Here is a 21,829-nt window from a genome sequence, read left to right as displayed (position 1 = left end):
GGGCGTATGATCGGGGCACCGATTCCAAGTCCGGGCTGGTTGGGGGTCGTCACCTCCCAGAATTAGCGAAGCACTTCATATTCTGCGTCGCCTTTCTCGTTGATATACGGCCCTCTTGTCATTGATATACAAGCAATGTACGATTAATTTCATTGTGATAAGACTCGTTCGGATGCGTCATGTGTCGGAGACATGTCGCGTTGCGACGCAGTTGAGAAACGCTTTTCACGATCAACTTAAAAGACAAAGCGGACATCGCGGCCAGCTGCCGCTGGTTGGAAAGAGGCCGATTTGAAATCAAAAAAAAAGGCTTCAAAGCGCCGTACCGCCTCGAGAGCCAATCACGCCACTCTGACAGATCGCGCCTATAGCGAACTCGAGGAAATTATCGTCACCCTGCAAATTCCGCCTGGCACCGTTTTGTCGGAGCGCACGTTGATGCAGCGGCTGAAGATCGGGCGCACCCCTACCCGCGAAGCTTTGCAGCGCCTCGCCCATGATGGCCTCGTGGTCATCATCCCGAGGCGCGGCATCATGGTCTCCGAAATCAATCTACAGAAACAGTTCCGCCTGCTTGAAGTCCGGCGCGAAATCGAACGGTTGATGGCTCGCCTTGCCGCTGAGCGCGCGAACGACGAGGAGCGGAAGGAATTCGCCGAACTCGCCAAGAACATGCTCAAGGCAGCAAAAAGTGCCGACGATATGGAGTTCATGCGGCTGGATCAGCGTTTCAACAGCCTCATCGCCGACGCCGCGCATAACGAGTTCGCACGCCGTTCGATCGGGTTGATGAACGCGACCTCTCGCCGTTTTTGGTATCAGCACTACCAGCAGGTCGCCGACCTGCCGCTGGCGGCAACGTTGCATGCCGAGGTTGCGAAGGCGATCTCCGAACGCAATTCGAAAGCAGCCGCCGATGCCTCCGACCGCTTGATCGACTATATCGAGGATTTCGCGCGCAAGACGCTCGATGCCTGACGTATTGGCTGGGCGCGGCAACCACGCCCAGTCTATCAGTCGAACATCACCACGCTGCGGATGGTTTCGCCGCGCTTGAGAGCGTCAAAACCGGCATTGATGTCTTCGAGCTTGATCCGCCGCGAAATCAGCGCATCGAGGTCGAACTTGCCGTCAAGGTAGGCCTGAGCCAGCAGCGGAAAATCGCGCTGCGGACGGGCGTTGCCATAGCTGACACGCCGGATGCGTTTTTCCTGCATCAGCGAGCCCCAGCGGAACGAAACATCCTGCTGCACGTCGACCTTGCCGAGCCAGATCACCTGGCCGCCGGGGCGTACGGCCTCGGTGGTGACACGGAAAGCGGCGGGGCTTCCCGCCGACTCGATCACCACATCGACGCCGCGGCCGTTGGTCAGGTCTCGGCCTGCAACGGCGACGTCCTGCTCCTTCGCATTGATGACGTGCGTTGCACCGAGCTTCCGCGCCAGCGTCAGCTTGGCGGGGTCGAGATCGACCGCCACCACGGCACCCGCGCCCGCGAGCCGCGCGCCCTGCACGGCCGCAAGGCCGACCGCACCGCAACCGATCACCATCACAGTGTCGCCATAGGCGATGGCATTGAGATTGAGTGCCGCACCCGCGCCGGTCATCACACCGCAGCCGATCAGGCAGGCGCGATCAAACGGAATCTCCTTCGGCACCACAATCGCCTGCTGGTCAGGCACGATGCAGTATTCGCCGAATGCGCCGAGATACATCAGGTGCTGCAGGCTGCGGCCGTCGCCCAGCATCGCCCGGCTGTCGCCGTCGAAGCCTCGCGCTTTCGGCCCCTCGCCGAGATAAGTCTCGCACAGAATCGGCGCGTCGCGGTCGCAGTAAAAGCAATGGCCGCAGTGCGGATTCCACGACAGCACGACATGGTCGCCCTTGCGAACGCCGCGTGCTTCGGGACCGACCTCTTCCACCACACCCGCCGCCTCATGCCCGAGCACGATCGGCATCGGAAAGCGCAGACCGCCCTCGATCACCTCGAGGTCGGTATGACAAAGCCCGGCAGCGCGTATCTTAACGACGACATCGGACGGCTTCAGCGGCGCCACCGTCACGGTTTCGATAGTCATCGGCGTCTTCGCGGCGTGCAAAACCGCCGCGCGATAGGTAAGTGGCATCAGGCGGCCTTGCCGCCGTTCTCCAGCGCAGTCAGCGCCAGGTCGATATCCGACGACGTCATTTCCCATTCGTTGTCGAAATTGGCGACCACGGCACGCATAAACGGCTTTGCGGAGGCCTTGGCCGCCTCCCCATCATTGAGGTGATCCATGAGCAACGCAAATGCGAGTTGGAGCGGCGACTCGCCCTCATAGCTCCACTCGAAGCCGTTCTCGCTGTATTGCGCGACGTCGGTCCGCTGCGGCAATGGTGCACCGTCGACCTGGACCTGAACCCCGTCAATCGTTCTGTCGCCGACATAGTGTTTCATTTTTATTGTCCTTTCAGATTTCCACAATTCCAGCGCGGCGGTCAGGACGCCACTTCAACTTCGCCGGCGATCACGCGCATCACGTCGCGATCGCGATGCGCTTCCGCCAGCGTGCCGGTGAACATCAGTTCGCCGCGCTCCAGCACATAAAGCCTGTCAACATACTCGGGGATGTGATGGACGTTGGATTCCGCCATCAAGACTCCCTTGCCCATGGCACGGATCGACGCAACGCCTTCGGCGATCAACGGAATGATCGCGGGCGACAGCCCTTCGAACGGCTCGTCGAGCAGCAGAAGCTTCGGATCCAGCGTCAGCGCACGCGCGATCGATACCATCTTGCGCTCGCCGCCGGACAATTCCGCTCCGCCGCGGGCGAGATACTGCCGCAATTTCGGAAACACATTGTAGGCTTCTTCGATGCGGGTCTTGGCATCGCGCCCGGTCGGACGCGTCCAGGTCGACAGCTCGATGTTTTCCGCGACCGTGAGATCCGCGTAGACCTCTGACTCCTCCGGCGAAAAGCCGATGCCGCTCTGCGCGATCTTCCAGGTCGGCAGTTTGGTCAGGTCAAGGCCGTCGAAGGTGATTTCGCCGGAGCGAATACGGCGATAGCCCATGATGCTGCGGAAGGTCGTGGTCTTACCCGCACCATTTCGGCCGACGAGGCAGACGAGTTCGCCCGCGCCAACTTCAAGCGTCACACCGTTGAGAATGCGGCTGCCCTGGATATCGACCTTCACATTGGAGAGGTTGAGCATCAGGAAGCCCTCTTCATCGTCGGCGGCCGGGTGCCGACGACCGCAGAAATCATGGCCGGATCGGAGAAGAACTGGTCCGGTGGCATGTCGGCCAGCACCTGCCCGGCCTGCAGCGCGACGATCCGGTGCGAGTAGCGCGCCACCAGATCCATATCGTGCTCGACCTGCACGATGCCGCGCACGCCGGCCTCCTTCGCCGCGCGCACCAGCACCTCCATGATGGCGTGCTTGTCACCTGTGGAAACGCCGCTGGTCGGCTCATCGAGCAGGATGACCTGCGGATTGAGCGCAAACGCGCTGGCGATATCGAGCAGCTTCTTCTCGCCCTGGGACAGGGTCGAGGTCACGACATCGAGACGGGACCGCAGACCGAGAACTTCGGCCACACGCTCGGCTTCCGCCTGCAGTTCTGTGTCTTTCCGGAGCGAGCGGAACGGATTGGAAACACGCTTCAAACGCGAAGCGATGGCGACACCGAGCGTCTCGCGCACGGTCAGCGCCGGGAACACGTTGACGAGTTGGAACGCCCGCGCCATTCCGCGACGGCCAAGCTCGACCGGGCCGACGCCAGCGATGTCATCACCGAGAAACCGCACTTCGCCCATGGTCGGCTTGAGCAGGCCCGTCACCACGTTGACGATGGTGGTCTTGCCTGCCCCGTTCGGACCGACGATGGAGATGAATTCGCCATCGCTGAGACGAAACGAGACGTCATGCAGCGCGCGATAAGCGCCGTAATATTTCGACACGTTCACCGTCTCGAACAGCGGCGTGTCGTTCGTCGCAGGAGTCGCCTGAGGCTGCATCACTTGCCCCCGCTCTGGCGGAAGAACAGCATCTTGAATGCTCCGGAAATGCCCTGCGGCAGGAAGATCACCAGCAGCACCAGCACCGCACCCATCACGAAGCGCCAGTACTGCGTCACGCCCATGACGATGTCCTGCAGCGCGATGAAGGCGAGCGCGCCGATCACCGGGCCGATGAACGTGCCGCTGCCACCAAGGACCGCCATGAAGACGAGGTTGCCCGAATGCGTCCAGTACGCGAGTTCGGGATCGGCAAGACCGGTGGTGATGGCGAGGATGGTGCCGCCGATACCACCATAGATTGCCGAGATCACGAAAGCGGCAAGCCGCATGCGAAAGATCTGCACGCCGACATAGGCCGCCTTGTTCGCATTCTCGCGGATGGCCTTGAGATGCAATCCGAACGGCGATTCCGTAATGCGCCACATCACCAGGCCGAGCACTGCGAACAGTACCAGTACATAGTAATAGAACGGGCCGATCAGGAAGCCGGTCTTGCCCCCACCGAAGTCCATTCCGAGCAGCAGCGGACGCAGCACGCGCATGCCCTGATCGCCGCCGGTGACGGAATAGAATTTGAACAGGAAAGAGTGGAATAGCATGCCGAACGCAAGCGTCAGCATGCCGAAGAAGATTTTGGTGTAACGCACGCACAGCGCACCCACGACAAGCGCGACCAGCCCGGACACCAGCATGCTGACGAGCAGGATCGCCTCGTAGCTCAGCACCCCGAACTTCGAGGTCAGCGTCGAGGCCGTATACGCGCCGACGCCGAGGAACAGCGCGTGGCCAAACGACAGCAGGCCGGTCGTCCCGAACAGAAGGTTGAAACCGAGCAGCGCGATCGCATAGGCAAAGAACGGAAGCAGCATCAGCAGCATGTAGGACGATGCGAAGAACGGCATCACCGCCATGACAGCGATCAGCCCGGCAAGCGCCCACAGGCCAGAGAGATGCGGCAATGTACGTCGCCGCGGGCTTGCCACGGACACACCCAAGGATTGCTGGCTCATGCCGTCACCTTTCCAAACAACCCGGCAGGCTTGAGAATGAGAACCGCGACCACGACGAGATAAACCGACAGCAATTCCATTTCAGGCATAATGGCGATCGATGCCGCACGCATCATGCCGACAATGAGAGCTCCAACCAGTGCACCACTCATGCTGCCGAGACCGCCGATGACGACGACGGCAAACGCCTCGACCACGAGCTCGACCGCCATTTCCAGCGACGCGGCGCTGGAAGGCACCACAAGCGCGCCACCGACGGTGCCGAGCATGCAGCCGACCGTGAACACCAGAGCGAAAATCTTCGAGACGTTGACGCCAAGGCCCTCGGCCATGTCGCGGTTCTCGGCTGTCGCACGCACGATACGGCCAGTTCTCGTTCGCTGCAGGAACAGGCCGAGCGCGATGGCAATGCCGATACTCGCTGCGATCACCAGAAGATTGTAGGTCGGCACGCGGACACCAAAGATGTCCGCGACACCGTAGACCATATAGGCGTTGTCCATGGTGCGCGGCGTCGCGCCCCATGTGAACCGGAACACGTCCTGAAACATCAACAGTAGACCGAACGTGATGAGAAGCTGATAGCTCTCGTCACGCCGGTACACTGTGCGCAACACGCGCTCGATCGGAAAACCGACCAGGCCAATCAGGAGGCCCGCCGCAATCACCACCGGAAAGAAGGTGGCTGCAGGCAGACCGAGGCTCATTGCGATCCCGACCGCCGTGATCCCGAAATACGCACCAAGCGCGTAAAACGAGCCACAGGCGAGATTGATGATCTTTTGAACCCCGAATACGAGCTGGAGTCCTGCCGCTACCAGAAAAAGGACAGCGGCATGGAACGCCCCCCCGAGGATGACGTCGACGACCCCCTGCATGATCAGACCGGCATCTTGCCCGTCTTGATCCACTCCCAGAAGTCGACACCCGCCGGCTTCTGAAGCTGCTCGGCCTGGAACACGTCCACCTCGGCAAGCGTCGGGAAGTCGTACTTGTTATTGTTGGTCGAGGGGCCCTGATAGAACACCTGCTCGGCGATCTTGTCCTTGCGGAAGCGTCCCTTGCCGCCGAGGCTCTCGATCTCGATGCCTGGAATCGACTGCGCCACGGCATCCGGCGTCGGCCACTTGCCGCCCGCCTTCTGCGCCGCTTCAACACCGGCCTTGTAGGCGGCAAGTGCGAAATAGGCACGGTCGGCTTCCCAGTGCGGAGCTTCCTTGTAGCGGTCCATGTAGTCCGCGACGAAAGCCTTCTGCAGCGCGGAGCCCTGCGCGTAATCGAAGTAAAGAGTGTTGTGACCGAAGATCACACCCTCGGGCATGAACTCCTTCTTGAGCTGATTGAGCTGCCAGCCCGCCGCCGGCAGGACGACCTTGACGCCATCGAACAGACCGGCCGCGGCCCCCTGCTTCATGAACACCGGCAAGTCGGCGAACAGCATCGACGAGAAAATGAGGTCCGGCTTTTCAGCCTTGAGGGCGGCGACATGGGACGTCAGATCCAGCGTACCGACCTTCGGCCACTGCTCGGCGACGAATTCAGCCTGGACGCCGAAGCGCGTCAAAATCTGCTTGAAGGCTTCCCAGTTGTTACGGCCATAGGAGTAGTCCGGGTTGATGCCGGCAACGCGCTTGAACTTGCCCTTGAAATATTTGACCGCGAGAAGCGAGCCCATCACGGCTTCGCACTCGTTGTCGGTGGAGCGGAACACGAACTTCGGGTCCGGCATCGTCTCCTTGACGCCGTCCTGCGTCGTTCCGTCCCACATCACGAACAGCGAGCGCTCCTCTTCCGCCACCGGCGCGACACCGAGGCTGACGCCGGTCGAAATGAGGCCGTGAACGCTCTCAACCTTCTCCTGAAGAATCAGGCGGCGGAATCGCTCGATCGTATCCTTGGGGTTCGTCTCTTCTTCAATGACGAGCTGGATCGGGCGGCCGGCGATTCCACCCTCTTTATTCATGCGCTCGGCGGCCCACTGCACGGCACGAATGCCGCACTCACCCGCGGTTCCTGCCACGCCGGAACGCGGCGCGAGGATGCCGATCTTGAGAGGGCCAGTCTGGGCAATCGCCGGGCTGAAGACGCCCGGCATTGCCGCAGCCGCAAGACCCGAACCGGCAAGCTTTCCAAATGAACGACGTGTCAGTTTCATAATGTCCCTCCCTTAATTTATTTCGCCTGTGGTTGTTATTTATCAGGCGGATTTCTTTGCCATATCATAAATATATCACGGAGGTGATAGCAAGCGGATTTTGATCCAGATCTATTTTTTCCGCCTCAGGCAAGCCTGCTATTGTACCCGTAATAGATGGCTGATATATCAGTTGCCAAGGCGGTCCCAGAAGACCGATTCAAACACTCGTTTCAATGGGAGGATCAAATGGAACTCACTTCCAGTCCGATGCTGGACAGGCAGCGTAAATATCGTGCGACCTATCGCGATCGAATCGCGGGTTGGTACAATGGCTGGCTGCACGTCGCCGTCATCTCGATCATCGGAGCCACTGCCCTGTCGGTCTATATCGGCAATATCCACAACGTCGTGTGGTGGGAATGGCTGATCATTCCGGTGACATTCCTGTTCGCGAACTTCTTCGAATGGTGGATCCACAGCTATGTGATGCACCGCCCCTCGCAGATCAAAGCGTTCCGCGCGATCTACAATCGCCACACGCTGATGCATCACCAGTTCTTCACCGAAGAAGAGATGCGATTCGCTGATCATTACGACTGGCGCGTGACCTTCTTTCCGCCCTACGCGCTCGTCACCTTCACCATGATGTCGATTCCGCCGGCGCTGGTGCTCGGCTGGGTGGTGTCGCCGAACGTCGGCTGGCTACTCATCACCACCACGACCTCAATGTACCTGATCTATGAGTTCATGCACTTCTGCTGCCATGTTGATGACAACTGGTTCGTGCGCAACATGCCGTTCGTAAATACAATTCGCCGGCATCACACCGCCCATCACAATCAGTCGATCATGATGGAGCGCAACATGAACCTGACGTTCCCGATCATGGACTGGCTGCTCGGCACTTCGGATCTCGACCGCGGCCTGCTCGGCCATATCTTCAACGGCTACAGCACGAGGTACATCCGCAAGGATCTGCGCAAGACCTCGCGCACGCCGATGCCGAAGGCCGAGGGCAAACCGTTCGCCACTCCCGCCGAATAAAACGGCGGCAGACAGGGACGATACAGATGAGCGCAATCGAACCGAACTGGCTCTCCATGCTCTGGTTCATCCTGTTCGCGACGATCTGCGGCGTTTCGCTGCTGATCGTCAGCGGGATGTTCCCGCTTGGACGCGATGCCGAGGGGCGTAGCTCCGGCCTCACTGCGCTGCTGGTTCTCGGCAACGCCGCCCTGCTCGCCGCGCTGGCGATCGGCACCGGCTTCTACGGCTACACCGAACTGCGATGGAGCACGCTCGTGGTCGTCACCGGCCTGATCGTGCTGTTCGCCCCCGGCCTGTTCGAGGAGTGGCGCTGGTCGGTCGGCAGCATCAAGACCCAGCTTGCAATCCTTGTCGGAGTTCAGGTTGTGGCGTTGCTCGCACTCAACAGGATCGGCGGCATGGCTCTGCCGTTCGCATCGTAAGACAGGAGAAAAACCATGCCATTCAAAATCAAATTCGCACTGTCGATCGTCACGCTGATCGTCGCGGCAATCGCTTTCTACATGCAGGGCCAGATCGGCCACCAGCGCGAACAGTACCTGATCGCCTTCCTCGGACTGTTCATGGTGTTTGCGATGTGGCTCTTCCCCGAAGTGAAACGGGAAGAACGAAAAAGCCAGAACAGGCAGCCCGCCGCCTGACACAGCTTTCTTCCGCCGGCCTGACTTCCATGATCCGAAACGGTCCGCTCCCGTTTCGGATCTTTTTTTATTTCAGGCCGATTGACGAACGATCCAGGTCGACAACCCGACGACGGTCTTGAAATCGTCTGCCGCGCGCGAGGCGATACCGGGCATCTCCTCTTCCACCATCTTCGTCAGGGCTTTTCCCGCGCCGCATTCGAGCGTTGAGGTCACGCCGTATTCGCGCAACGCCAGCATCGTGCTTGCCCAATCGAGGCGAACGTGAATCTGTCGCGCCAGACTGGAAACCGCCTGGGCTTTGTTTGTCACCGCAGCCCCATCGATCGGTGACAGCAGGCGATGGGATGGCCGCCGCCATTCGCATTGTTGCAGAACCGCTTCGAACTCCGTCGCGGCGGAGTGCAGATAGCTCGTGTGTGACGCGACGCGTACGCCGAGACGTTTGACATGCGCGCCTGCTGCGGTGGCAAGCGGTTCGATCCTGTCCAGATCAGCAACCGGTGCCCCGATGACGATATGGTCGCGACCGTTGACCAGTGCGATCTCGACGCCACTGCCTGACGCCATATCTTCGATTGCCTGTTCGGAGAGGCCGCGCAACCCCGTCATGCCGAGCGGCGTGCCCTCCTCGGACGCAGCGCGGTCCATTGCACGCCCCCGCGCCTCGGCAAGCGTCAGCGCGTCCTCGATCGAGATCGCGCCCGCCAGCGCATGTGCGGAAAGATCGCCGACGCTGTAGCCTGCAACGGTTAAGCCGTGTGTCGGACGGTCGGAGATCGAAGACCAGAGCGCGAGCGTATGTCCGACGACAAGAATCTGCGCGATCCGGTTTTCGGTCAACACCTGCGGATCGTCCAGACGGTCGAGTCTCAAGCCCGTGAGCGCCTCGATCCTTCCCAGGATCGGCTTGGCCGATTCGACGCCAAGCAATCCCGCAAACATCGCCGGATGCTGGCTGCCCTGCCCGGGGCACAGGATCGCAAGCGACATGCGCCTTAGCCTCCCAGAATGGTCTCGATGTCATAGAGGAAATAGCACAACGCCAGCATGTCGGCGGACCCGCCGGGACTGAGCCACGCGGCCACAAATTCGCTATGGAGCAACCGTGCGGCACGCCGACCTTCCGGCGTAAACGCGCCGCCGATCCGCAAAACCTCTTTCGCGCGCCTTCGGGCAAAGCCGAGAGCCTCCTCGCCACCCCGGTGCAACAGGTTGCTATCGTCCAGCACGGAAAGACTGGTCAGAAACGACTGTACCCCTGCCCAGTTGGCATCGAGACCGGCCGCGCGCGAGACCAGCAGCATTGGAAACGAGTGGTAGCGCAGCGTCGGGAAACCGGCGGCTGCATGCTCGCGGGCACCGGCAACACCGTAGCGGTCGCGCACGAAGGCGCCGTTGGTGCCCCGGCATTGATAGCTCATCGCCATCATTTCGGCGCCCCACAACACGCCGACCTGCTGGCAAACTCCCGCGGCGGACAATGGCTCGCCGCGCGCCGCCATGGAGCCAGCTCCCGCAGCAAGCAAGCCCAGCGAAAATACAGCACCGCGATGCGTGTTGATGCCCTTGGTTGCGGCGAGCATTTTGCGCTCGGCAGCAGTTCCGATGCGATTGAGAGTCTTGAAATCCGCCCCGCCGTGTCCAGCATCGGTCATGTCTGCGAAATAGCCGCGGAGGCTTTCAATGCTGCCCACGAAGGTCGCAGCGTTCATATCCGCGTGGCTGCCGCAATCGCGAAAACTCACCAGCCCGGGCTTGGGGTAGCAGGCGAGCTCCGCCGTCAGCGCGCCGATCGCCATTTCGTCGATCGTTTGCGCGAAGGTCGAAGTTCGCAGGGCGTGCGCTGTGACCATATTCATGTCACACGCTCGCGTAACAGTCCAAGCCAGTCTTCACGCAGGACGACGCGTGGGCCACGGATATCCTTGACGAGAATGTCCCTGCCCGAACCCAGCAGTTCGCGCCACGACACAGCCTCGCCGCCCGGCGCGACGATCTCTCCGTCGATGCGCGGACCCGGCGACAGATCACTGTCGGCAAGAATGCGGAGCAGTGTCTTGAGTTCGTCGATTCCGGTCGCATGGATGACGACGTCGATGTCGGACTTGGGATGCAGATAGGTTTCGCCCGTGAGGTATTGCCAGGCAAGCGAGCCGACAACGCGCACATCCGCCGTATGTGCGGTCAGATCCGCGCAGAGCTTTCCTATCCGTGCGCTCCACAGCGCCGGCAAAATATCGAGAACATCGCTCAGCAAAGGCGGCCGCGCGACCGATTGGACGGTCGATGGATGCACGGTAAGTGCAACGCGTTTCTTGCCGAGATCGAGCGGAAGCGGCAAGCCGAGTGCCACCCAATCCGGTGCGTCCTGATCACGACGCGTGCGGGCAATCAGCGGGCGGCCTGCGCGTATCCACTCCGTGACGACAGCGAAGTCATCCCGATGAGTGTGAACCGTCTCCTCGCTCAGCCGCTCCGGCGCGCAATAGACGAAGACATGACGCTCGTCGGGTTGGCCCGTCATAAACGCTGGCGTCCTTCTCGCACGGCCCTCGCCACCTTGGCGGCAAGTTGCCGGCCGCCTCGCTCCTCGCCGAGATCACGCCGGGAGTCCTCGCAGTCGGGAGAGGCCAGCGCATTACGCAAATGCGCGCGCAGATCGCCGGACCAGACGCCCGCAATCGCACCGATGCGTTCGAAATTAGCCACGCCCGGTCCCAGGATGGGATTGGACTTGGTCAGTTCGCCGAGACGCTCAAGCGGAATACGGGTGATCCTGCTCATGGCTTCGGGGGCCATCACGCGCAATTCGGCGCCTTCGCAGGCATAACAGTCGCCGGTCGCCATTCCGGTCGCCATGAAGCCACCGCTGATCGCCAGATCATGAACGAGACCGATGACCTTATGGCCCCGCCGGCGGGCGGCATCGAGGCACGTCGACAGATGCGCGATAAAGCCGTTGTTACCGATCAATTCGTCGAACAGGCTCAGCTTCTGCCCACTGTTTTCCACGACGAGGAGAATGGGCCGGCCCGGATGATCCCGCATCACGTCAAGGACGATCCGCGCCTGCTCGAGAGCGAGCGATGCGCTGATGTAAGCGCGCTCCGACGTGCCGAGAATGGCAATCGTCTTGCCTCCGAACGTCGCCTCACCGTGAAGCAGCGACCCGTCGAAATCGACCTTGTAGCTCTCGCCGAACAGTTCGGAGAAAAGCCGTTCGAGACTCTGGCGTGACTGTTCGTTCATGGCCGCCGCACCGCAATCGCACCTGCTAAGCTCTCGAATTGATCCGGCTCGAGATCCGGCACCCGAGCCGGCTCGTTGACACCAAGACGCGACCAGACCTCGCGCGCATCCCGGCAATCCTGAAACCGCGCCAGCCGGTTCGCGAGAAATTCATGCTGGGCTTCCAGCATGTCGAGCGTCAAGGGCCGCGACCTCCCGAAATAGTCCTGTGTCGCGTTGCGAAACGCCGCCACATCGTCAGCCACCACGCGGTCGATTTCACCAAGCAACCTGCGGTGCTTCAACCCCATCGTCCGCCATACCAGCGCCCGGTCCTGTGAATCGAATTCCTCGGCACCTTCCACCGTCTCGATGACTTCCGGGCCGGAAATCGACAGCCGCCCTTCCTCGCTGCCGATGATCCAGTCGCAGCTTCGGGCGACGATCGAGGTGCCGCCGTAGCAGCCATTGCGACCACCGATCAGCGCGATGACGGGAACACCCGCATGGCGCGCGGCCAGAACCGCGCGTTGAATTTCACCCACGGCGATGAGACCGGCGTTTGCTTCCTGCAACCGTACGCCGCCGGTATCAAGCAGCAACAGCACCGCAGTAGGCCTGGTGTCGAGCGCGCGCTCCAGAAGACCGGTCAGCTTCGCGCCATGCACCTCGCCGACCGCACCGCCCATGAAGCGGCCTTCCTGCGCGGCGATCAGGACCTTATGCCCGTTGATGGTCCCCTCGCCGACCGCAACGCCATCGTCGAAAGCAACCGGCATATCGAGACCCGGCAGATGCGGGCTTGTTACTCGCGCAGTCGGCCCCAGAAACTCGACGAAGGAGTCCGGATCGAGCAGACCAAGGATACGGTTGCGGGCGCTCGCCTCCAGATAGCTCGCGCTCATTGCGCCGCTCCCAGAAAGGTTGCCACGGCCTGATCGAGCCGCAGCGATACCACCGCGGGCGTTGCGCCGCCATCGTTGATGGAAATCCTGATGTCCGACAGTGTATGCCGGTCCATGAAATCCGTCAGGACCTGACGCCAGGTCTCGCCGAAGCCGGTGATCGAGGTCGACACGGTCGCGACACATTCGCCGTTGAGTTCGGCCGGTTCGATCATCACTTCGAGATTGCCAGATCCGACCACACCGACAAGTTTGCCTTCAGCCTTCCAGACGAGACCCTTCGCACGTCCCGGAAAACGAAATTCGAAAATTTCCATGTGATCACCAGTTACGGAAACGCGCGGGCGGATCGTACAAGCCACCGGACCAGCGCACGAGGTCTTTGATGGAACGCGCCGCAAGCAGATCGCGGGTCGCGAGCCGCTTGTCGACGCCGAGATCTTCGGGATACGCGACCGCGCCCTTGGCGCGCAAGCGGGCAACCACCTCCCGGTCACGACCGAGGCCCACCGGCGTGTAACCGGCAACAGCGCGGATCGCCTGCTCCCGCTCGTGCAAATCGTCGCAGAGCAGAAGGTTGGCGATGCCCTCTTCTGTCACGATGTGGGTGAGATCGTCGCCATACACCATCACCGGCGGCAGCGGCAGGCCGAAGCTGTCCTTCAAGGCCCACGCATCCAGCCGCTCGACGAATGTCGGTGTCGTCGGATTAGAGAACGTCTGCACGATCTGCACGACGAGCTTGCGGCCGCGCGGCATGCGCTCGGCATCGCGGGATGCCTCCTGCCCTGCCATCAGCCAGCTCTGACTGGCATGACGACGCCCCCGCGACTCCGAGCCGAAATTCGGCGCGCCGCCGAATCCGGTGATGCGATTATGCGTCGCGGTGGAGCTATTGCCTTCCAAGTCGATCTGCAACGTCGAGCCGATGAACAGATCCGCGTAGTGTCCTGCGAGCTGACAGAACACCCGGTTCGAACGCATCGTGCCGTCGCGGCCGATGAAGAATACGTCGGAACGCGCGGACACGTAATCGCTCATGCCGACTTCCGAGCCGGCGCAATGAATGCCCTCGACAAAACCGGATTCGATCGCCGGGATCAAAGTCGGACACGGATTGACCGACATGTACTGGCAAATCTTGCCCTTGAGGCCGAGATCGGCGGCATAAGTCGGCAGGATCAATTCAATCGCAGCCGTATCGAACCCAATACCGTGGTTGAGTCGCGTGACGCCATACTTCTCGTAGATGCCGCGGATTACCATCATCGCCATCAGGATCTGGATTTCCGTGATGACAGCCGGATCGCGCGTGAAAATCGGCTCGATGTAATAAGGCTTCGGCGACTCGATCACATAACTGACCCAGTCGCCCGGCACGTCGACGCGCGGCACATGATCGACGATCCGGTCGACTTGCGCAATCAGGATGCCGGACTTGAATGCCGTGGCCTCGACGATAGCCGGCGTATCCTCGGTGTTGACGCCCGTATAGAGATTGCCGTCGGCGTCGGCTGCGTCGGCTGCGATGAAGCTCACATGCGGCGTGAGATCGCAGAAATAACGGCTGTAAAGCTCAAGGTAGGTATGGATCGCCCCGACCTTGACCCGCCCTTCTTTCACAAGGCGGGAAATCCGCACGCCTTGCGGACCCGAATAGCAGAAGTCCAGTTTTTCAGCGAGACCGTTCTCGAAGACATCGAGATGCGCGGGCAGCGCGATGTTCGATTGCACGATATGCAGCCCGTTGATTTTTTCAGGCGAACAGCGCGCAAGCTCGCCGGCCAGAAAATCGGCATGTTTCTGATTGTTGCCTTCGATGCAAACGCGATCGCCCGGCTCGATCACGGCCTCCATGAGAGCAACCGTATCCTGCCGCGGGACGATCTTGCTGCCGGAAATGGCATTGCCGCGCGCGATACGGGCGCGATAGCTCTGCTCGAGCTTGGTCCAGTCGCGGACGGGCGTTCCTGACATAGGAGGCTGATACACGATTTCCTGCCTCTAGATTCTTTGACGCGCTTTCTTCACGCGAACCGATATCCACTTCGCTCGAAAACGCCAGGAGAAAACGACGAAACGCTGCAATTCGCTATATCTGGATTGCAGCGTTCCACCAGTGAAAGACGCACCGTCAGAGCGACTGCTCCGCCTTTGCCGCAACGGGGGAGCGCTTGAAGAGATGCGCAAGGCCGTTCGAGATCGGCCCCCACAGGAGCAGCGCGAGCGACAGCGCCATCAGCGATGCGACGAGCGGGTTGTCGAAGAAAACCGACAGATCACCCGCCGAACCGATCAGCGCCTGACGGAACGCATCCTCGGCCCGGTCGCCCAGAACAAGCGCAAGCACCATCGGAGCAAGCGGATAGTCGAGCTTCTTCATCACGTAACCGACGATGCCGAAAATCAACATCAGCCAGATATCGAAATTGGAGTTCGCAACCGTGAAGGCACCGATGGCGCAGACCATCAGGATCACGGGCGCGATCAGCGCAAACGGCACACGCATGATCGCGGCGAACAGCGGCACCGTCGCAAGAACAACCAGCAGACCGGCGACGTTGCCGAGATACATCGAGGCGATCAGGCCCCAGACGAAGTCCTTCTGCTCGACGAACAACAGTGGCCCTGGCTGCAGTCCCCAGATCATCAGGCCGCCGAGCAGCACAGCCGCGGTTGCGGAGCCGGGAATGCCGAGCGCAAGCATCGGCAACAACGCCGACGTACCAGCCGCGTGCGCGGCCGATTCAGGCGCCAGAACGCCCGCGATATTGCCCTTGCCGAAGCTGTCGCTGTCCTTCGAGAACCGTTTCGCCAAACCATAGCCCATGAACGAAGCCGCCACCGCGCCGCCGGGCGTCACACCCATCCACATGCCGGTGATGCATGAGCGGACCAGCGTCTTTAGATGACGCGGTATCTGACGCCAGACATTGAACACCACAGCAAGATCGATGCGCGCACGTTTGCCCTTGAATTCCAGTCCCTCTTCAAGGGTGACCAGAATTTCGGAAATGCCGAACATGCCGATGACAAGAACAAGGAAGTCAAATCCGTTCATGAGTTCGGACACGCCGAACGTCATGCGCATATCGCCCGAGATCGTGTCGATGCCGACCGCCGCCAGAACGAAACCGCCCGCGAGCGAGACCACGATCTTGGCTTTGTTCTCCTTCCCCATGCCGACGAAGCTGCAGAACGTCAGCAGGAACACGGCGAAGAATTCGGCCGGCCCGAAGCGCAGCGCGAATTTCGCAACCAGCGGCGCCAGAAACGTGATCAGGATGACGCCCGAAATCGCGCCGATAAACGACGCCGTGAAAGCAGCCGCCAGCGCTTCACCGGCGCGTCCCTGCTGCGCCATCGGATAGCCGTCGAACGTTGTCGCAACGGACCACGGCTCGCCCGGGATGTTGAAGAGAACGGCCGTGATGGCACCGCCGAACAGCGCACCCCAATAGATCGCGGTCAGCAGGATGATCGCGGTTGTCGGATTCATGCCGAACGTCAACGGCAGCAGGATCGCCACGCCGTTGGGACCGCCAAGGCCTGGCAACACGCCGACGACGATTCCGAGAAGCACGCCGATAAACATGAAGGCAACGTTGTGCCAGGTCAGCGCAACATTAAACCCGTGAAACAGAGACTCAAAATTTTCCATCGCCGCGCCTCAGTATCCGAACCAGGCCTCAAGCGGACCCTTGGGCAGAGGAACCTTGAACTGCAGTTCGAAAACCCAGAACGTGATCACCGGGATCAGAAATCCCGCCAGCAAAACCGCCCACCAGCGGAACGAGCCGAATGCGAGCATGAAGCCCGCGATGAAAACCGCCGAGGCGACATAGACACCGACATATCCAATCGCGAGCACATAGAAGAACAAAGGGATCAGCACCTGACAGACGCGGCGCAGCTGCTCCCAGGTCACGAAAACCTTGTCCGGACGACGCAGTCCCTGAAAGAAGACAATGATGGATGCGACCAGAAGAAGAGCGCCCATCTGAGCTGGAAAGAAGCCGCTTTGCGGCCCGCCGGACCAACCGGCTCCGCGCTCATAGCTGTCCCAGAGCGCGAGTGCCGCGAAGGCGGCGACGATCAACGCCCAGCCGCACTCCACCGCGCGATAGGACAAACCACGTTCCGGTTCGCCCTGCGGCGAATCTGACTGCACTGAGGTCGACATCGCTTGACCTTTCAATGGGGCATTTCATGCTGTGACAACAGGCGGCCCGCTAGAGCAAACCGCCTGTCGCCAGAGTCACTTCTTTGCAAGGAAACCCGCTTCGCCCATCAACGCCTTGTGCTTGTTTTCATCCGCCGTGAGGAAGTCGACGTACTCTTTACCTGTCCTCACGTCCGGCAGAAGCGCATTGCGCTGGAGGTATTCTTTCCACTCCGGCGTGGCGACGACCTTCTTGAGAAGATCGACGAAGTAGGCCTGCTGATCCTTGCTCACATCACCTGGCATGAAAAGGCCGCGGAGCATGTTGTAGGTGAAGGAAAGCCCCTGCTCCTTACAGGTCGGCACATCGCTCCATGCGAGATCTGCCGTCACCTTCTCGGTGTAGGAGATGCGCTTCTCCGACAGCACGCACAGCGGACGGGTCATACCGGCACGCCAGTTCGCCACGTCTTCCGAAGGATTGTTAGTTTCGGCTGCGATGTGATTTCCGGCAAGCTGTGTCGAGGCTTCGCCACCGCTCTTGTAAGGAATGTACGACACCGGCGCGCCGAGTTCCTTCCACATACCGAAGGTAACAAGCTCGTCCTCACGCTTGGAACCGCCGCCGCCGATCTTCAGCGGGGGCTTCGCAGCCTTCGCAGCCTCGGAAATATCCTTGAGCGTCTTGTAAGGAGCGTCCTTGTTCACCCAGACGAGGAATTCGTCCTGCGCCACCATTCCGACCGGCGTCATATCGTGCCAGGTCACCGGAATACCGGTGGCGAGCGGCGTCATATAGATCGTGCTCGAGGTCGTCAGCAGCTTGTGCGCGTCGCCGCGCGATTTCTTCATATCGATCATCGCCTCGCCGCCGGTTGCGGCTGGCTTGTTGACGACGATGAAGGGCTGCTTCGAAAGGTTATATTTTTGAATGATCGCCTGCATGGTGCGGGCCATCTGGTCGGACGCACCACCGGGTCCGAACGGTACGATGATTTCGACGGACTTGGTCGGTTCCCAGGCTGCAGCGCCCAAGGTCGACAGGAGCAATCCCACTCCCGCGAGAGATAGTGACTTCATAGCCTCCCCCTATTTCAATGCGTATTTTTTACGCTTGGAAGACCGTTTATTTTAACTGCCTCTGATATGCAATTGAAATATTCAAGATATACTCAACGCCAGCCCTGCCGCCGCGACGCCGACAACGGCAGTTCCCCCACACGACATAATGTCATTGATAATACGCTGATAACTCGCCTCCTCCGGAGGGAGCGGGCGCAATGCCGCAACCACTCTTTCGAACTCGAAGGCTGCAGCTTGATCAAGCTACAGCCTCCAAATTTGAAATTGCCATCCACTCTGGGCGACGCTTCATTCCTGTCAGCCGAGATGGCTGCTGAAATCATTCAGCCCTTAAAATCTTTCTCCGGATTCGAGCCATCAGCATTCTGGAATACATGCATGAATCCGGGAACGGTCTCCTCGCGCGCCCAGTCGCGTTGCAGTTCGCAATAGAGCTGCGTCTTGCTGATAAGCTTGCCGCCCGCCTGTTCGATACGGCGCAGCGCTGCTTCATGCGCGGCAACTGAGGTTCCACCGACGGCGTCGACCGGCACGTAGACCTCATAGCCTTCCTTCAGAGCATCGAGCGCGGGAAAGGCAAGACATGCCTCGGTCCACAACGCGGTCATCACAAGCTTGCGGCGGCCGGTCGCCTCGACTGCTTTCTTGAACTCAACATCCTCCCAGCTATTGATCGTGGTGCGGTCATAGGTGGGATAGCTGCCGAGCACGTCCATGATCGGCTGGATCGGCGGCTTGTTGCGACCGGTCGCGACATTCACGGTCGAGTGAATGATCGGCAGCTTGTAGTTCACCGCGGCCTTCACGGTGCTGACAATGTTGAACACCAGTTCCTGTTGGTTCATCGAGCGGATCGAACTGATCTGGATCGGCTGATAGTCGATGATGATGAAGGCGGCGTTCTGCGGCGTCAGCAAATGGTCGGCCTTCGGGTCGCGGATCGGCTCGCTGGACATGGTGCACTCCTTGTCGTGGGTGGGATTATCGATGAATGGCCCGCAGGCATTTCCGCGCAAACGAGGACGCGGCAGACGGCGGCGCGGGCTTCCCGCCGTCCCTGTTCAAAAAAAATGCCCCGGCCCCCGATAAGGGAGCCGGGACATCCGATCAGGCGGCCGTCTGCACAAACCTGCCGTTGTTGAAGTCGTCGATCGCCTGCTTGATCTCGGCTTCCGTGTTCATCACGAACGGGCCGTAGCCTGCGATCGGCTCATTGATCGGCTCGCCCGTCAGCACCAACAGCGTCGCGTCACCATCGGCGTGGATGGCTGCACCGCTGCCTTCACGATCAAGCAGAACGACCTCCGCCTCGGCCGCCTGCTGGCTGTCGTTCACGGTCACGTGGCCGCTCAAGACAACGAGCATGGCCGTGTGGCCTTCCGGCAGGTCGAGCGTCAGGTCCGCGCCGCTGTTGAGACGCACATCCCAGACGTTGATCGGCGTAAAGGTCCTGGCAGGCCCCTTCGCGCCAAGAAGCTCGCCTGCGATGACGCGCGCTCTGCCCGCCGCATCCGGCAACTCCACGACCGGAATGTCCGCCGAGGCGATGCTTTGATAGCCGCCGGGCGCCTTTTTGTCCTTCGCCGGCAGGTTCACCCAGAGCTGCACCATGCGGAACGGGCCGCCACTCCTGGCGAAGCCCGGCGAATGATACTCCTCGTGGAGAATGCCGCCCGCCGCCGTCATCCACTGCACGTCGCCGGGGCCGATGACACCGCCATTGCCGGCGGAATCCTTGTGCTCGACCTCACCGTCATAAACGATGGTGACGGTCTCAAAACCGCGATGCGGATGCTGGTCGACGCCACGGCGCGCTTCTGTCGGCTCGAAATAATGCGGCCCGGCATAATCGAGCAGCAGGAACGGGCTGACGTGCTGGCCGAGCGTATTGTAGGAAAACAGCGAGCGAACCGGGAAGCCATCGCCGACCCAATGGCGCTGGTTGTTGCCGTAACGGCCGAGAACCTTTTTGGTCATGGTCTTTCTCCTCAAGCGACCGTTTGTGTGCCTAACGATCGCTGTTGTGTTTGGAGATAACGCTACAACGCTAATTTCAGAAGATTGCCATATTCGACGCAGCGTCCTATTGATGGGACGATGCAGGATCTGAACGACCTCTATTATTTCGTGCAAGTCGTCGATCACGGAGGTTTTGCCGCCGCCGCTCGCGCGCTCGGCTTGCAGAAGTCACGGCTCAGCCGTCGGATTCTCGCGCTCGAGGAACGGCTTGGCGTGCGGCTGCTCAATCGCTCGTCGCGCCGCTTTTCCGTGACCGAGATCGGCCGCGAATTCTACAACCGATGTGTCGCCATGCTGGTCGAAGCGGAAGCCGCCGAGCATGTCGTGGCGGAAGTTCGCGCCGAACCACGCGGCGTGATCCGCGTGAGTTGCCCGGTCGCGCTCCTCTCCTTTCAGTTTGGGGACCTGATTGCGCGCTTCATGGCAGCGCATCCGGCAATCGAAGTGCATCTGGAAAGCACCAATCGCCATGTCGATGTGATTGCCGAGGGCTTCGACATCGCAATCCGGGTTCGCTTTCCGCCGCTGAACCCGACCGACCTTGTGATGCGCAAGCTCGACGAAAGCACCCAGTGCCTGGTTGCAAGCACACGGCTGGTACCCACTCAGCTGCAATCACCCGCCGACCTGCATGGTCTGCCGAGCCTCGACCTCGGCCCGCCTTACGAGAGTCACCACTGGCAGCTTGAAGCGGCGAACGGACAGACCGCGTCAGTACCGCATCATCCCCGCCTTGTGACGGACGACATGGCCGTTCTGCGGGAAGCCGCACTGAGCGGGGTCGGCATCGTGCAACTGCCGACCATGATGATCTGGCAGGACATCGAGGCTGGCCGGCTCATGCACGTGCTGCCCGAGTGGCGGCCGCGCGCGGGCATCATCCACGCTGTGTTTCCATCGCGGAGAGGTTTGCTGCCGTCGGTGCGGGCGTTTCTCGACTTTCTTGCGAGCGAGTGCGTCACCCTGCGCCAGCAGGCGGCAGAGAAACTCAAAAAGCACTGACGGCGGCACGGGGCCGGCCCGCGCGTGAGCTGGCGCGGGATCCGGTATGCGACGCTCGCCTCATCCGGGGCGGTGCGCAAGCTGCGACACTCGACCTGACGGACCAGCGCGCGTCCATCCAACGCAAGAGACTTAGTGAGCGGTCATCCAGGCGCGGGCCTCGCGCTGGGCCAGCGCGATGTCTTCCGCCGACATCTGCTCGGCGAGTTCGCGGCGGAGCCGGATCGCATCCACCCGCCCCTTCAGCGCTGCCAGGTTAAACCATTTATGTGCGGCGACGAAATCGACGATGCCGTCGCGACCGGTCGAGAACATCAGCCCGAGATCGAACAGCACGTCGCCGTTCGCGCCTGTCTCCACCGGCGAAGCACCAATCTGGTCGATGGCCATCTGAAACATTGCACCCTCCTTCTTGGGCCAGGCGGGCACTTGGCCGGCCGCGGCTCCTGTCCGAATTCCGTTTTGACATCCCCTCGCCGTTGACCGGCGTATGGGCATGATCTGACCGCTAAAATTTGAATGGTGGTTTAAGTATCGAGATGAATCGAATCTCAACGCGCAATGCTCGTTTCAAAGCGCTCGCGC

The 21,829-nt window shown here is 60.8% G+C and carries 25 protein-coding genes; 5 read left to right on the top strand and 20 right to left on the bottom strand.

What is annotated here, in order from left to right; genetic code table 11:
- The first annotated feature begins 291 nt into the window (after window positions 1-291).
- Complete coding sequence (locus HMPREF9697_RS02275) at window positions 292-978, top strand: GntR family transcriptional regulator (protein WP_002715527.1); 687 nt, start codon at window positions 292-294, stop codon at window positions 976-978.
- 35 nt (window positions 979-1,013) lie between these two features.
- Here HMPREF9697_RS02275 and HMPREF9697_RS02270 read toward each other — a convergent pair whose 3' ends face one another.
- From HMPREF9697_RS02270 to HMPREF9697_RS02240, 7 genes are read right to left on the bottom strand one after another with little or no spacing between them, the layout of a single operon-like run.
- Window positions 1,014-2,126: a Zn-dependent alcohol dehydrogenase gene (locus HMPREF9697_RS02270; protein ID WP_002715526.1), complete on the bottom strand. Its 1,113-nt coding sequence runs from the start codon at window positions 2,124-2,126 to the stop codon at window positions 1,014-1,016.
- Window positions 2,126-2,437: a DUF6166 domain-containing protein gene (locus HMPREF9697_RS02265; protein WP_002715525.1), complete on the bottom strand. Its 312-nt coding sequence runs from the start codon at window positions 2,435-2,437 to the stop codon at window positions 2,126-2,128. Before HMPREF9697_RS02265 ends, HMPREF9697_RS02270 begins: the two co-directional genes overlap by 1 nt.
- A 41-nt stretch (window positions 2,438-2,478) precedes the next feature.
- Complete coding sequence (locus HMPREF9697_RS02260; protein ID WP_002715524.1) at window positions 2,479-3,198, bottom strand: ABC transporter ATP-binding protein; 720 nt, start codon at window positions 3,196-3,198, stop codon at window positions 2,479-2,481.
- Window positions 3,198-4,004, bottom strand: a complete 807-nt coding sequence (locus tag HMPREF9697_RS02255; RefSeq protein ID WP_002715523.1) for an ABC transporter ATP-binding protein — start codon at window positions 4,002-4,004, stop codon at window positions 3,198-3,200. The genes HMPREF9697_RS02260 and HMPREF9697_RS02255 overlap by 1 nt, the downstream gene beginning before the upstream one ends.
- Complete coding sequence (locus HMPREF9697_RS02250) at window positions 4,004-5,017, bottom strand: branched-chain amino acid ABC transporter permease (protein ID WP_002715522.1); 1,014 nt, start codon at window positions 5,015-5,017, stop codon at window positions 4,004-4,006. Before HMPREF9697_RS02250 ends, HMPREF9697_RS02255 begins: the two co-directional genes overlap by 1 nt.
- Window positions 5,014-5,895 carry a branched-chain amino acid ABC transporter permease gene (locus HMPREF9697_RS02245; protein ID WP_002715521.1) on the bottom strand — a complete coding sequence of 294 codons (882 nt, stop codon included), beginning with the start codon at window positions 5,893-5,895 and terminating at the stop codon, window positions 5,014-5,016. The genes HMPREF9697_RS02250 and HMPREF9697_RS02245 overlap by 4 nt, the downstream gene beginning before the upstream one ends.
- Before the next feature lie 2 nt (window positions 5,896-5,897).
- Window positions 5,898-7,172, bottom strand: coding sequence for an ABC transporter substrate-binding protein (locus HMPREF9697_RS02240; protein ID WP_002715520.1), 1,275 nt, complete (start codon window positions 7,170-7,172; stop codon window positions 5,898-5,900).
- A gap of 228 nt (window positions 7,173-7,400) precedes the next feature.
- Between HMPREF9697_RS02240 and HMPREF9697_RS02235 the strand changes: the two genes are divergently transcribed.
- The 3 genes from HMPREF9697_RS02235 to HMPREF9697_RS02225 are packed head-to-tail and all read left to right on the top strand — an operon-like array spanning window position 7,401 to window position 8,842.
- Window positions 7,401-8,198 carry a sterol desaturase family protein gene (locus HMPREF9697_RS02235; protein ID WP_002715519.1) on the top strand — a complete coding sequence of 266 codons (798 nt, stop codon included), beginning with the start codon at window positions 7,401-7,403 and terminating at the stop codon, window positions 8,196-8,198.
- Window positions 8,199-8,224: 26 nt separating this feature from the next.
- A complete protein-coding gene (locus tag HMPREF9697_RS02230) occupies window positions 8,225-8,623 on the top strand; it encodes a hypothetical protein (RefSeq protein WP_002715518.1) in 399 nt (132 codons plus the stop codon).
- Window positions 8,624-8,638: 15 nt separating this feature from the next.
- The gene (locus tag HMPREF9697_RS02225) at window positions 8,639-8,842 is read left to right on the top strand and encodes a hypothetical protein (protein ID WP_002715517.1); all 204 of its coding nucleotides are present in this window, start codon (window positions 8,639-8,641) and stop codon (window positions 8,840-8,842) included.
- 72 nt (window positions 8,843-8,914) lie between these two features.
- Here the strand turns inward: HMPREF9697_RS02225 and HMPREF9697_RS02220 are convergent, their stop codons facing one another.
- From HMPREF9697_RS02220 to HMPREF9697_RS02165, 12 genes are all read right to left on the bottom strand, one after another.
- The gene (locus HMPREF9697_RS02220) at window positions 8,915-9,835 is read right to left on the bottom strand and encodes an ACP S-malonyltransferase (RefSeq protein ID WP_002715516.1); all 921 of its coding nucleotides are present in this window, start codon (window positions 9,833-9,835) and stop codon (window positions 8,915-8,917) included.
- Between the two features lie 5 nt (window positions 9,836-9,840).
- Entirely contained in the window at window positions 9,841-10,704 is an 864-nt protein-coding gene (gene mdcB, locus HMPREF9697_RS02215) for a triphosphoribosyl-dephospho-CoA synthase MdcB (RefSeq protein ID WP_002715515.1), read from the bottom strand.
- Window positions 10,701-11,369 (bottom strand): malonate decarboxylase holo-[acyl-carrier-protein] synthase, encoded by a 669-nt coding sequence (gene mdcG / locus HMPREF9697_RS02210; protein WP_002715514.1) that lies wholly within the window; start codon window positions 11,367-11,369, stop codon window positions 10,701-10,703. The genes mdcB and mdcG overlap by 4 nt, the downstream gene beginning before the upstream one ends.
- Window positions 11,366-12,094: a biotin-independent malonate decarboxylase subunit gamma gene (locus HMPREF9697_RS02205; RefSeq protein ID WP_002715513.1), complete on the bottom strand. Its 729-nt coding sequence runs from the start codon at window positions 12,092-12,094 to the stop codon at window positions 11,366-11,368. Before HMPREF9697_RS02205 ends, mdcG begins: the two co-directional genes overlap by 4 nt.
- On the bottom strand, window positions 12,091-12,978 hold the full coding sequence (locus tag HMPREF9697_RS02200) for a biotin-independent malonate decarboxylase subunit beta (RefSeq protein ID WP_002715512.1): 888 nt from the start codon (window positions 12,976-12,978) through the stop codon (window positions 12,091-12,093). Before HMPREF9697_RS02200 ends, HMPREF9697_RS02205 begins: the two co-directional genes overlap by 4 nt.
- On the bottom strand, window positions 12,975-13,295 hold the full coding sequence (gene mdcC, locus HMPREF9697_RS02195; RefSeq protein WP_002715511.1) for a malonate decarboxylase acyl carrier protein: 321 nt from the start codon (window positions 13,293-13,295) through the stop codon (window positions 12,975-12,977). Before mdcC ends, HMPREF9697_RS02200 begins: the two co-directional genes overlap by 4 nt.
- 4 nt (window positions 13,296-13,299) lie before the next feature.
- The gene (gene mdcA, locus HMPREF9697_RS02190) at window positions 13,300-14,955 is read right to left on the bottom strand and encodes a malonate decarboxylase subunit alpha (RefSeq protein ID WP_210161934.1); all 1,656 of its coding nucleotides are present in this window, start codon (window positions 14,953-14,955) and stop codon (window positions 13,300-13,302) included.
- 157 nt (window positions 14,956-15,112) lie between these two features.
- The gene (locus HMPREF9697_RS02185) at window positions 15,113-16,639 is read right to left on the bottom strand and encodes a tripartite tricarboxylate transporter permease (protein WP_002715509.1); all 1,527 of its coding nucleotides are present in this window, start codon (window positions 16,637-16,639) and stop codon (window positions 15,113-15,115) included.
- A 9-nt stretch (window positions 16,640-16,648) separates the two neighbouring features.
- Complete coding sequence (locus HMPREF9697_RS02180; RefSeq protein WP_002715508.1) at window positions 16,649-17,161, bottom strand: tripartite tricarboxylate transporter TctB family protein; 513 nt, start codon at window positions 17,159-17,161, stop codon at window positions 16,649-16,651.
- Between the two features lie 75 nt (window positions 17,162-17,236).
- On the bottom strand, window positions 17,237-18,220 hold the full coding sequence (locus HMPREF9697_RS02175; RefSeq protein ID WP_002715507.1) for a Bug family tripartite tricarboxylate transporter substrate binding protein: 984 nt from the start codon (window positions 18,218-18,220) through the stop codon (window positions 17,237-17,239).
- 326 nt (window positions 18,221-18,546) lie between these two features.
- Window positions 18,547-19,179: a hydrolase gene (locus HMPREF9697_RS02170; RefSeq protein WP_002715506.1), complete on the bottom strand. Its 633-nt coding sequence runs from the start codon at window positions 19,177-19,179 to the stop codon at window positions 18,547-18,549.
- 151 nt (window positions 19,180-19,330) lie between these two features.
- On the bottom strand, window positions 19,331-20,200 hold the full coding sequence (locus HMPREF9697_RS02165; protein WP_002715504.1) for a pirin family protein: 870 nt from the start codon (window positions 20,198-20,200) through the stop codon (window positions 19,331-19,333).
- Window positions 20,201-20,320: 120 nt separating this feature from the next.
- Here HMPREF9697_RS02165 and HMPREF9697_RS02160 point away from each other — a divergent pair, with 120 nt between their 5' ends.
- Window positions 20,321-21,244, top strand: a complete 924-nt coding sequence (locus HMPREF9697_RS02160) for a LysR substrate-binding domain-containing protein (protein ID WP_002715503.1) — start codon at window positions 20,321-20,323, stop codon at window positions 21,242-21,244.
- A 132-nt stretch (window positions 21,245-21,376) separates the two neighbouring features.
- On the opposite strand, the gene HMPREF9697_RS02155 is transcribed toward HMPREF9697_RS02160, so the two are convergent.
- Window positions 21,377-21,643: a hypothetical protein gene (locus HMPREF9697_RS02155; protein WP_002715502.1), complete on the bottom strand. Its 267-nt coding sequence runs from the start codon at window positions 21,641-21,643 to the stop codon at window positions 21,377-21,379.
- Window positions 21,644-21,829: the final 186 nt, after the last annotated feature.

The organism is Afipia felis ATCC 53690 (genome assembly GCF_000314735.2).
Lineage (GTDB): Bacteria > Pseudomonadota > Alphaproteobacteria > Rhizobiales > Xanthobacteraceae > Afipia > Afipia felis.
The sequence above is the reverse complement of the archived record's forward strand: the minus strand, read 5'-3'. Positions and strand labels throughout refer to the sequence as shown.

Bases quoted from the DNA above. Each gene is read 5' to 3' on its own strand.
- HMPREF9697_RS02170 (WP_002715506.1), bottom strand. From the start codon at position 19,179: ATGTCCAGCGAGCCGATCCGCGACCCGAAGGCCGACCATTTGCTGACG.
- HMPREF9697_RS02185 (WP_002715509.1), bottom strand. From the start codon at position 16,639: ATGGAAAATTTTGAGTCTCTGTTTCACGGGTTTAATGTTGCGCTGACC.
- mdcG (WP_002715514.1), bottom strand. From the start codon at position 11,369: ATGACGGGCCAACCCGACGAGCGTCATGTCTTCGTCTATTGCGCGCCG.
- HMPREF9697_RS02235 (WP_002715519.1), top strand. From the start codon at position 7,401: ATGGAACTCACTTCCAGTCCGATGCTGGACAGGCAGCGTAAATATCGT.
- HMPREF9697_RS02240 (WP_002715520.1), bottom strand. From the start codon at position 7,172: ATGAAACTGACACGTCGTTCATTTGGAAAGCTTGCCGGTTCGGGTCTT.
- mdcA (WP_210161934.1), bottom strand. From the start codon at position 14,955: ATGTCAGGAACGCCCGTCCGCGACTGGACCAAGCTCGAGCAGAGCTAT.
- HMPREF9697_RS02230 (WP_002715518.1), top strand. From the start codon at position 8,225: ATGAGCGCAATCGAACCGAACTGGCTCTCCATGCTCTGGTTCATCCTG.
- HMPREF9697_RS02245 (WP_002715521.1), bottom strand. From the start codon at position 5,895: ATGCAGGGGGTCGTCGACGTCATCCTCGGGGGGGCGTTCCATGCCGCT.
- HMPREF9697_RS02260 (WP_002715524.1), bottom strand. From the start codon at position 3,198: ATGCTCAACCTCTCCAATGTGAAGGTCGATATCCAGGGCAGCCGCATT.
- HMPREF9697_RS02255 (WP_002715523.1), bottom strand. From the start codon at position 4,004: ATGCAGCCTCAGGCGACTCCTGCGACGAACGACACGCCGCTGTTCGAG.
- mdcC (WP_002715511.1), bottom strand. From the start codon at position 13,295: ATGGAAATTTTCGAATTTCGTTTTCCGGGACGTGCGAAGGGTCTCGTC.
- mdcB (WP_002715515.1), bottom strand. From the start codon at position 10,704: ATGAATATGGTCACAGCGCACGCCCTGCGAACTTCGACCTTCGCGCAA.
- HMPREF9697_RS02270 (WP_002715526.1), bottom strand. From the start codon at position 2,126: ATGCCACTTACCTATCGCGCGGCGGTTTTGCACGCCGCGAAGACGCCG.
- HMPREF9697_RS02225 (WP_002715517.1), top strand. From the start codon at position 8,639: ATGCCATTCAAAATCAAATTCGCACTGTCGATCGTCACGCTGATCGTC.
- HMPREF9697_RS02155 (WP_002715502.1), bottom strand. From the start codon at position 21,643: ATGTTTCAGATGGCCATCGACCAGATTGGTGCTTCGCCGGTGGAGACA.
- HMPREF9697_RS02220 (WP_002715516.1), bottom strand. From the start codon at position 9,835: ATGTCGCTTGCGATCCTGTGCCCCGGGCAGGGCAGCCAGCATCCGGCG.
- HMPREF9697_RS02165 (WP_002715504.1), bottom strand. From the start codon at position 20,200: ATGACCAAAAAGGTTCTCGGCCGTTACGGCAACAACCAGCGCCATTGG.
- HMPREF9697_RS02175 (WP_002715507.1), bottom strand. From the start codon at position 18,220: ATGAAGTCACTATCTCTCGCGGGAGTGGGATTGCTCCTGTCGACCTTG.
- HMPREF9697_RS02265 (WP_002715525.1), bottom strand. From the start codon at position 2,437: ATGAAACACTATGTCGGCGACAGAACGATTGACGGGGTTCAGGTCCAG.
- HMPREF9697_RS02160 (WP_002715503.1), top strand. From the start codon at position 20,321: ATGCAGGATCTGAACGACCTCTATTATTTCGTGCAAGTCGTCGATCAC.
- HMPREF9697_RS02205 (WP_002715513.1), bottom strand. From the start codon at position 12,094: ATGAACGAACAGTCACGCCAGAGTCTCGAACGGCTTTTCTCCGAACTG.
- HMPREF9697_RS02250 (WP_002715522.1), bottom strand. From the start codon at position 5,017: ATGAGCCAGCAATCCTTGGGTGTGTCCGTGGCAAGCCCGCGGCGACGT.
- HMPREF9697_RS02180 (WP_002715508.1), bottom strand. From the start codon at position 17,161: ATGTCGACCTCAGTGCAGTCAGATTCGCCGCAGGGCGAACCGGAACGT.
- HMPREF9697_RS02200 (WP_002715512.1), bottom strand. From the start codon at position 12,978: ATGAGCGCGAGCTATCTGGAGGCGAGCGCCCGCAACCGTATCCTTGGT.